Source organism: Massilibacterium senegalense (genome assembly GCF_001375675.1).
GTDB classification, from domain to species: Bacteria; Bacillota; Bacilli; order Bacillales; family Massilibacteriaceae; genus Massilibacterium; species Massilibacterium senegalense.
In genome coordinates this window covers 1-8,708 of sequence record NZ_LN831784.1, presented here as the reverse complement: position 1 = coordinate 8,708, position 8,708 = coordinate 1, and the positions used below count along the sequence as shown (strand labels likewise).

Sequence of the window (8,708 nt, the reverse complement as noted above, 5' to 3'; positions counted from 1 at the left end):
CTTTTCTTTCGATGGGTTTATATCGTTCAAATATTAGGAAGTTTTTTTACATTTCTTCTTTAATAAATGTAAGTGCTTGTTCTACATGGTCTTTTACTCGAACTTTTCTCCATTCTTTCATTATGATTCCTTCCTTGTTCATAACGAAAGTAGATCGTTCGATGCCCATGTACTCTTTTCCAAAATTCTTTTTTAATTTCCATACATCATATAGTTCACACACTTTATGATCTTCGTCGGATAATAATAAGAATGGTAACGTATGTTTTTCAATAAACTTTTTATGACGTTCGATTGGGTCTGTGCTTACACCTAAAATAACAACATCTAAACCATTAAATTCTTCGTAGCGATCTCTAAAATCACATGCTTCTGTTGTACACCCTGGCGTCATATCTTTTGGATAAAAATACAAGATAACATTTTTCCCTTTAAAATCTGATAAGGAAACTGTTTCACCGTTACTTGCTAAAGCTGAAAAATCAGGAGCAGTTTTTCCTACTTCTACTGTCATAAACATTCCTCCTAAAGTTATTCTACTACTAGCGTATCGAAATAAACGTCATCTGACAACTATTAACCCTCCATTCTTTACCATACCCAACATTTTTCACTGCCATTCAAAATGTTTTCTATACCTTAATCATCTAGCCATTGGAAAAAAGATTGCCATAGACCCACAGCATTTTTATTTGTTACCATTGTAATACAGAAGTTTCCTACTCATACAATAGACGATTTGTATATTAGAATAAAAAATTTTACAATATAGAAAGTCTTTTTTAGGTAAACGGAAAAGAGGGTTTGTTTCATGGAACATGCACAACATAATTCAGAAAAAGGTGCTTGGATTAGTATAGCTGCCTATTTATTTTTATCCACTTTAAAACTTATCGTTGGGTATATGACGAATTCACAAGCATTAATTGCTGATGGGCTTAATAATACGACGGATATTATCGCTTCCGTCGCTGTATTAATTGGACTAAAAATTGCAAAGCGTCCTCCAGACGAAAACCATCGGTACGGTCATTCTAAAGCAGAGACCATCTCTAGTATGATTGCTTCTTTCGTTATGTTAACCATTTCTTTGCAAGTACTTCTTTCTACTTTACGTGCTCTTTTTAGCAACGAAGTAGAATCACCAAATATTATCGCTGGTTTTATTGCTATTTTCGGGGCAATCGTTATGTTTTTGGTCTATCGATACAATATGGCTTTAGCGAAAAAAACAGAAAGTCACGCTTTAAAAGCAGCAGCAAAAGATAATTTATCCGATGCTCTCGTAAGTATCGGGGCTACAATCGGTATTTTCGGTTCTCAGTTTCAATTGCCATGGCTAGACCCAGTCACTGGATTTATCGTTGGTTTAATTATTGCGAAAACAGGATTCGATATTTTTAAAGAATCTTCCTATATGTTAACGGATGGATTTGATGAAAATAAAATTGAAACGTATAAACATTTTATTGAACAAATTCCTGGTGTATTAGCTGTCCGTGATATTAAGGCTCGTGTGTATGGAAATAAAATTTATTTAGATGTCGTTATTTTTGTAGATGCTCAATTAAGCGTGGCGAAAAGTCATCAAATTACAGATGCCATTGAGCGAGAAATGCTTGTGAAATACAAAGTACCTCACGTTCACATTCATACAGAACCTTTTGAAAAATAAAGAAGAAAAGTGTCACTTTTCTTCTTTAGTCATCAAATAAGTCACCTAACCCTGAAGATGCCCCACGATCGTTATTTCCTGAGGAAGTTCCTGAATATTTTCCAATTCGTCCAGCAAGGTTTGCTAACGGTAATGTTTGTAACCACACTTTCCCTGGTCCTTTTAACGTCGTTAAAAATAATCCTTCTCCACCAAAGATAATATTTTTAAATCCTTTTACCCGCTGGATATCCATCGTTACAGTAGATTCCATCATAGCTACGTGCGAAGTATCCACTTTCACTTCTTCCCCTGGTTGCAACTCCATTTCGATGACTTCCCCGTCTATTTCTACAAATGCCATCCCTTGACCACTTAACTTTTGCATAATAAATCCTTCTCCACCGAAAATACCTGTCATAATTTTCTTTTGAAAATAAATATCTAATTTCACTCCATCTTCTGCTACCATAAAAGAATCTTTTTGACACACATACTCTTTCCCTGGAGATACTTCAAGCGGAATTACTTTTCCTGGTGCAACAGGTGCAAAACCTATTTTCCCATTCTGTTGATGTGCTTGAAAATATGTAAGCGCCATACTTTCTCCCGTCATCGCTCGTTTAATACTTGAAAAAAGACCACCTTTGAAATTCGTGCTCATCTCTACGTTCGATGACATGAAAAACATGGCACCTGATTCTGTATAAATGACTTCATTGGGTTCTAATTCGATTTCTAATGCTTGCATGACACTACCAGTAATTTGATATTTCATCTCCATCCATCCTTTCTTTTTCTTATTCATCTTTACGCTATCATCGACATAAAAGTTCCCAAAAAACTAGATGAATAGCAAGCTACTCATCTAGTTTCCCGCCCCGCGGTATTTTTTAACACCAATATTCCATAAAACTACAGCGATAATAAAAACAAGCAACCCAACAATAGGTGTAAAAAAAGCATACCCGTACCATTCTGTTTTTCCTAAAAAATAAGCAGATGGATAAACACCAACAAATGCAAATGGCAAAATGAACGTTAACATGTAACGTATCACTTTATTGTAAATGTCAACAGGATAACGCCCGTAGTTACCGATGTTATACATCATCGGCATAATATCAGTACGTGCATCAGACCAAAAACCGATGCTTGCTAGTGCAATAAAAATACCAGCATATACGAGCGTACCACCTATTACCATGAACAGTAACACGAATATATCGTACCAATGAAACGTGAGATGTAATTGCATCGAAGCATACATCATTACTAAAAAACCAGTAATAGCTCCGAGTAACGATTCTAGTTCCATTCGTTCTAAAATAATTTGAAATAAACTGTGAACAGGTCTCGTTAACACGCGGTCCATTTCTCCCTTTACGATATACCGATCGTTAAAGTCCCAAATATTAAAAAAAGCATCAAAAATGGCATACGGAATTAAGAAAAAACCATAAATAAAAATAATTTCATCGCGTGTCCAACCACCTAAAAATGCGGTATGACCGAACACAACGATAATAAAAATTAAATTTACTGCTTGAAACATAATATCTGATAAAAAACCAACGATAATATCCGTTCGGTAAGCAAGCTTCGTTTTTAAATATTGAGATGCATACTGTAAAAAAATTCGAAAATATCTCATGCTCACCCTCCTTGCACAATGAGACGACGTTTTGCAATAACCCAAAGAATTTGCATGGGAACTAATAATATACCAACCCAAATTAATTGAAATAAAATTCCTTGCACCGCTTCATTTGTCGTAAACCCATTTGTAAAAATCATACTTGGAATATAACTTATTGCTTGGAATGGGAAAAACTTCATTATCTCTTGTGCCCACAATGGATAAAAACTAATTGGCAATAACAAACCTGAAAATAAATCAATTAATACTCGTTTTGTCCAAATAATGCCGCGATTATTTAAAAAGAAAAACGATAAAATACCAGTAATTAAATTAAGTTGTGTATTCACGATAAAACTAAAAATGGTAGCCATAATAAATAGTAGCACTGTTGTCCCATTTACGTTGATGTCAACCGGAAATAAAAAAGCGACGATAATAAATCCTGGGATGCTAAAGAAAACGAAGCGAAAAATACCTTCTCCTAATCCTTGCATCATCTTCATCCCTAAATAATTGTATGGACGAATAAATTCAACTGCTACTTTTCCTTCACGAATCTCTTCAGAAATTTCACGGTCTAAGTTATTAAAATAAAATGCCCGAGCCATCCAACTAATGGCAACATATGTTGTCATTTGCGAAATGGATAAACCTTGGATGGATTCTTTTCCACCGTAAATTGCACTCCATAAAAAATAGTACGCACCGATATTAATCGTATAAATTAAAATACCACTATAATAATTCGTTCGATAGGCTAGCATCATTAAAAAACGGACGCGAATCATTTCTAAATACTTATCCATGACGAATCCCTTCCTCATAAATTTTCCGAACGATTTCTTCCGTCGATGCTTCTAATATGTTTAAATCAACAATCGGATAAGCAGCTACTATTTTTCCAATTAAATTAGAAATCACTTCGTCGTTATTTTTCACTAATGCCATCCAGTGATTTTCTCCTTCTACCTTTTCCCACGATACCGGTGTTCCTACTGTTAAATCCGATAATTCTTCAATGTGTACTTCTTTTGCAAATTCCACATACATTCGCTTTTTCGTACCCCACTTGCTTTTCAACTCTTTTAATTTTCCATCGTAAATAATATTTCCTTCATCGAGCATAATAACCCGTTCACATAGGGCTTCAATATCTGCAATATCATGTGTCGTTAACAAAATCGTTGTTTGATATCTTTCATTAATTCGTTTTAAAAAATCGCGAATTTTTGCTTTCACCAGTACATCTAATCCAATGGTCGGTTCATCTAAAAATAATAACGGTGGATTATGAATTAATGCAGCGGCTAATTCACAACGCATTCGTTGCCCTAATGATAATTTTCGAACTGGTTTATCTAACAAAGGTCCGATATCTAACGTTTCAATAACATCTTTCATATGTGTATCGTACGCTTCATCGGAAACATTATATATTTTTTTTAATAAACGAAACGATTCTTGAACAGCAATATCCCACCAAAGTTGCGAACGTTGCCCAAAGACAACCCCAATAGTCCGAACAAATTTTTCCCGTTCTTTATGTGGATTCATACCATTAACTCGAACAATTCCAGAAGTAGGTGTCAAAATACCGGTAATCATTTTAATCGTCGTTGATTTTCCAGCCCCATTTTCCCCGATATAACCAACTATCTCGCCTTTATATATATCTAAGTTAATCCCATTAACAGCATGCTTAATCGTATAATTACGTGTAAAAAGATCACGAAAAGCACCTTTTAATCCTTTTCTGCTTGAATATGATTTAAAATCTTTCCGCAAATCTTTTACTTCAATCACTTTCTCCAAGCTACCTCCCCCTCTCTTTCATACCGTAACGAATAGTTTACCGAAAAATAAGTAGAGACTCAACTGTCTAGTCCCTTCCTTTTCATCTGTTCTAATCGTGATACAATAGAAAGTGGACAAAAAATCGCTCTACGGGAAAAAGCATTTGTTAACGAAAAAGTCGTTGTTTCTTTTCGGAATAGAGAGATTTTTACAGGAAAAAATTTTTATTTTGGAGGCTTATGAATGGATCACACTCGTTCAGAACAATTTTATGAAGAAGCGTTAAAACATATCGTTGGAGGTGTGAATAGCCCTTCTCGTTCGTATAAAGCAGTTGGTGGCGGAGCTCCTGTCTTTATGAAATATGGGAAAGGGGCATATTTTTACGACGAGGATGGCAATCGGTACATCGATTATTTAGCTGCATATGGACCAATTATTACCGGTCATGCTCATCCACGCGTTACAAAAGCAATCCAAGCAGCAGCAGCAAACGGTACATTATACGGAACACCAACCGTACTTGAATTTCAATTTGCCAAAGTGTTAAAAGAAGCGATTCCTTCTTTAGATAAAGTACGTTTTACCAACTCTGGAACAGAAGCAGTGATGAGTTGTGTTCGCGTAGCTCGCGCATACACCAATCGAACTAAAATCATGAAATTTGAAGGTTGTTATCACGGCCACTTTGACCAAGTGCTAGTCGCAGCTGGTTCTGGCCCTGCAACGCTCGGTTCTCCTGATTCAGCGGGCGTACCAAAAAGTGTTGCCACAGAAGTAATCACTGTTCCTTTTAATGATGTGACATCTTTTAAATTGGCGCTTGAAAAATGGAAAGATGACATCGCTGCTGTTCTTGTAGAACCGATTGTCGGGAACTTTGGTATCGTTGAACCAGAAGAAGGATTTTTAGAAGAAGTGAAACGATTAACACATGAAAACGGTTCCTTGCTTATTTTTGATGAAGTGATTACAGCTTTCCGATTTATGTATGGTGGTGCCCAAAACTTATTAAACGTAGAACCTGATTTAACTGCATTAGGAAAAATTATCGGCGGTGGTCTTCCAATCGGTGCGTACGGCGGAAAACAAGACATCATGGATACTGTTGCACCACTTGGTCCTGCATATCAAGCGGGAACAATGGCCGGAAACCCAGCTTCTCTTTCTGCTGGCATTGCTTGTTTAGAAGTATTAAAAGAAGACGGTATATATGAAAAGCTAGATAAACTTGGAGCAATGCTTGAACAAGGAATTATAGAAGCGGCGCAAAAGTATAACATCCAAATCACTGTCAACCGTCTAAAAGGTGCGTTAGCCGTTTACTTTACAAATGAAAAAATAAAAGACTATCAACAAGCAGAACGAAGCGACGGAGAAATGTTTGGTAAATTCTTTAAACTAATGTTAGAAGAAGGCATTAACCTTGCTCCTTCTAAATATGAAGCATGGTTTTTAACGACTGAACATACGAAAGAAGACGTCGAAGAAACGATTAAAGCGGTAGAAAAAGCCTTTTCAAACTTAACTGAATAACCAACCTTTTTTCATCATCCTATCGGTAAAACGTTCTTTTGAAACGATAACAAAAGAGCTTTTTACCGATTTTTCTATCATTCTACATTACTTTTACAGACTTATGTTAAAATAACATAAATAGGATAACCCCTCATCAGCAGTGCTTGCTACCGATTGATGAGGAATAAAGGAGTGGAGAAAACTGCAAAAAGATATGTTATTGCAACACAAACTGGATTTATCTATAAAAAGTAAAAATGGGATTGCCTTCTTACTTTCTGGTATCATCGTTTGGCTCATTATTACCGCCATCTTTTTACAACCGATAGAAATAACATCCAAAAATATGTTTATGTTATTTTCTACTGGTATCATGTTTCCTGTAGCGGTCGTTATTTCAAAATTAATTAAAGCAGAATGGAGGTCATCGAATAATCCTTTAAGTAATTTAGGATTAATTTTAAATGTAGCGCAGTTCATGTATTTTCCTCTTATTTTTTGGGTATTTGCCAATAGCCCGAATCAAATGATTGTATTTTTTGCAGTTATTACAGGTGCCCACTTTTTCCCTTATGGTTGGTTTTATCATACAAAGGCGTATTATATAATGGCACCTATCATATCGATCTCGGTAATGATTATTGGTTGGACCTTAGCGCCTCGTCATCTTTGGTTCATTTCTTTCAGTATGGTCTTCTTTTTTATCTTATTAATTATTTGGCTTAATGTCGACTTTAAGAAAAAAATAGCACAATAAAAAGATCTTTCATCAGTGGGGATTTTCACACTTCTTCCACTGATGGTTAGATACACTTATCAAAAAGCGGATAGTGGCTCGTTCAAAATAAGAGTCTTATTGCAAGCTAATGATGGATAAAATTCTTCTTGCTAAAAAACAAAAGTCATTGTATAGTATCGAATTACATAAGGTATACTATGTTATTTTAGAAAGGATTAGATTATATAGATGAAATTGGGTGCTCGTATTATTAAAACTGGTATTGCGATTACTCTTTCCCTTTATATTGCAATGTTCTTCAATCTCGAACCTCCTGTTTATGCGGCAGTTGCGGCAATTTTCGCAGTTCAACCGTCTATACACCGATCGTATCAAACAATTTTTGAACAAATTCAAGGAAACGTTGTCGGTGCTATTGTCGCCATCCTCCTTGTATTAACCATTGGAAATGATCCGATTATTATTGGTGTGGGGGCTGTTATTATTATTGCGCTTCATTTAAAATTACGGCTAACCGATACGATTCCATTATCGGTAGTGACCGCAATTGTGATTATGGAAGCAACAACCCAACATTTTATTGAATTTGCAGTCACACGTTTTTTAATCGTAATGATTGGCGTTATTTCTGCTTTTATTGTGAATCTTATTTTTTTACCACCAAGATATGAAACGAAACTGTATGTAAAATTACAAGAAACGTCCGAAGAAATTATTAAATGGATTCGTCTTACGGCTGTTCATACAGACAATCATATGATGTTAAAAAAAGAACTCGAAAAGCTACGCGAAGATTTAGTGAATATCGATCAACTATATATGTTTTATAAAGAAGAGCGAAGCTATACGCGCAAAGGAAAGTTTGCCAAAAATCGAAAACTCGTATTGTTTCGTCAAATGATTGTAACAGCGAAAAAAAGTCGCTATTTATTAAAAGACTTGCATCGTTATGAAAATGATTTACGATTGTTACCGGAAGAAATTCAACTTCAAATTCGTCAAGAATTAGAAAATTTAACAAGTTTTCATGAGCATATTTTATTAAAAATAAGTGGAAAAGTTCGTTCTTATGAAGTTTCTGACTTTGTGAAACGAGAACATAATAAAGCACCTGTGATTCAGTCATTAATGCAGTTATATAAAGAACAAAAAATTACCGATGATATGTGGCTTCATATTTTCCCAGTAATCGGTTTAATGGTAGATTATTATGACGAGTTAGAACAACTTGACCATTTGGCAAACACATTTCATCATTACCACCGCGATATTAATGAAATAGAACAAAACGAAGAGATGTAAGAAATCCACACCTTATATATGTGCGGATTTCTTTATTTTCACTTCACTTTTCGATGTTC

At 35.2% G+C, this 8,708-nt stretch carries 9 protein-coding genes; 4 read left to right on the top strand and 5 right to left on the bottom strand.

The genetic code is table 11. The features are described from left to right. Nucleotides 1-46 precede the first annotated feature (46 nt). Nucleotides 47-514, bottom strand: a complete 468-nt coding sequence (bcp, locus tag BN1372_RS00785; protein WP_062197004.1) for a thioredoxin-dependent thiol peroxidase — start codon at nucleotides 512-514, stop codon at nucleotides 47-49. A 297-nt stretch (nucleotides 515-811) separates the two neighbouring features. Between bcp and BN1372_RS00780 the strand changes: the two genes are divergently transcribed. Beyond that, entirely contained in the window at nucleotides 812-1,675 is an 864-nt protein-coding gene (locus BN1372_RS00780) for a cation diffusion facilitator family transporter (protein WP_062197003.1), read from the top strand. 25 nt (nucleotides 1,676-1,700) lie between these two features. On the opposite strand, the gene BN1372_RS00775 is transcribed toward BN1372_RS00780, so the two are convergent. The 4 genes from BN1372_RS00775 to BN1372_RS00760 all read right to left on the bottom strand — a co-directional run bounded on the left by BN1372_RS00775 (nucleotide 1,701) and on the right by BN1372_RS00760 (nucleotide 5,108). Then, nucleotides 1,701-2,432 carry a TIGR00266 family protein gene (locus tag BN1372_RS00775; RefSeq protein ID WP_062197002.1) on the bottom strand — a complete coding sequence of 244 codons (732 nt, stop codon included), beginning with the start codon at nucleotides 2,430-2,432 and terminating at the stop codon, nucleotides 1,701-1,703. A gap of 90 nt (nucleotides 2,433-2,522) precedes the next feature. Continuing rightward, nucleotides 2,523-3,308: an ABC transporter permease gene (locus BN1372_RS00770; protein ID WP_062197001.1), complete on the bottom strand. Its 786-nt coding sequence runs from the start codon at nucleotides 3,306-3,308 to the stop codon at nucleotides 2,523-2,525. A gap of 2 nt (nucleotides 3,309-3,310) precedes the next feature. Continuing rightward, nucleotides 3,311-4,102: an ABC transporter permease gene (locus BN1372_RS00765; protein WP_062197000.1), complete on the bottom strand. Its 792-nt coding sequence runs from the start codon at nucleotides 4,100-4,102 to the stop codon at nucleotides 3,311-3,313. Next, a complete protein-coding gene (locus BN1372_RS00760) occupies nucleotides 4,095-5,108 on the bottom strand; it encodes an ABC transporter ATP-binding protein (RefSeq protein WP_062196999.1) in 1,014 nt (337 codons plus the stop codon). Before BN1372_RS00760 ends, BN1372_RS00765 begins: the two co-directional genes overlap by 8 nt. A 225-nt stretch (nucleotides 5,109-5,333) precedes the next feature. On the opposite strand from BN1372_RS00760, the gene BN1372_RS00755 reads away from it, so the two are divergent. The 3 genes from BN1372_RS00755 (at nucleotide 5,334) to BN1372_RS00745 (ending at nucleotide 8,649) form a co-directional block, all read left to right on the top strand. Then, a complete protein-coding gene (locus BN1372_RS00755) occupies nucleotides 5,334-6,626 on the top strand; it encodes a glutamate-1-semialdehyde 2,1-aminomutase (protein ID WP_062196998.1) in 1,293 nt (430 codons plus the stop codon). 196 nt (nucleotides 6,627-6,822) lie between these two features. After that, nucleotides 6,823-7,365, top strand: a complete 543-nt coding sequence (locus BN1372_RS00750; RefSeq protein ID WP_062196997.1) for a DUF7010 family protein — start codon at nucleotides 6,823-6,825, stop codon at nucleotides 7,363-7,365. A gap of 210 nt (nucleotides 7,366-7,575) precedes the next feature. After that, complete coding sequence (locus BN1372_RS00745) at nucleotides 7,576-8,649, top strand: FUSC family protein (RefSeq protein WP_062196996.1); 1,074 nt, start codon at nucleotides 7,576-7,578, stop codon at nucleotides 8,647-8,649. The last annotated feature ends 59 nt before the right edge of the window (nucleotides 8,650-8,708 follow it).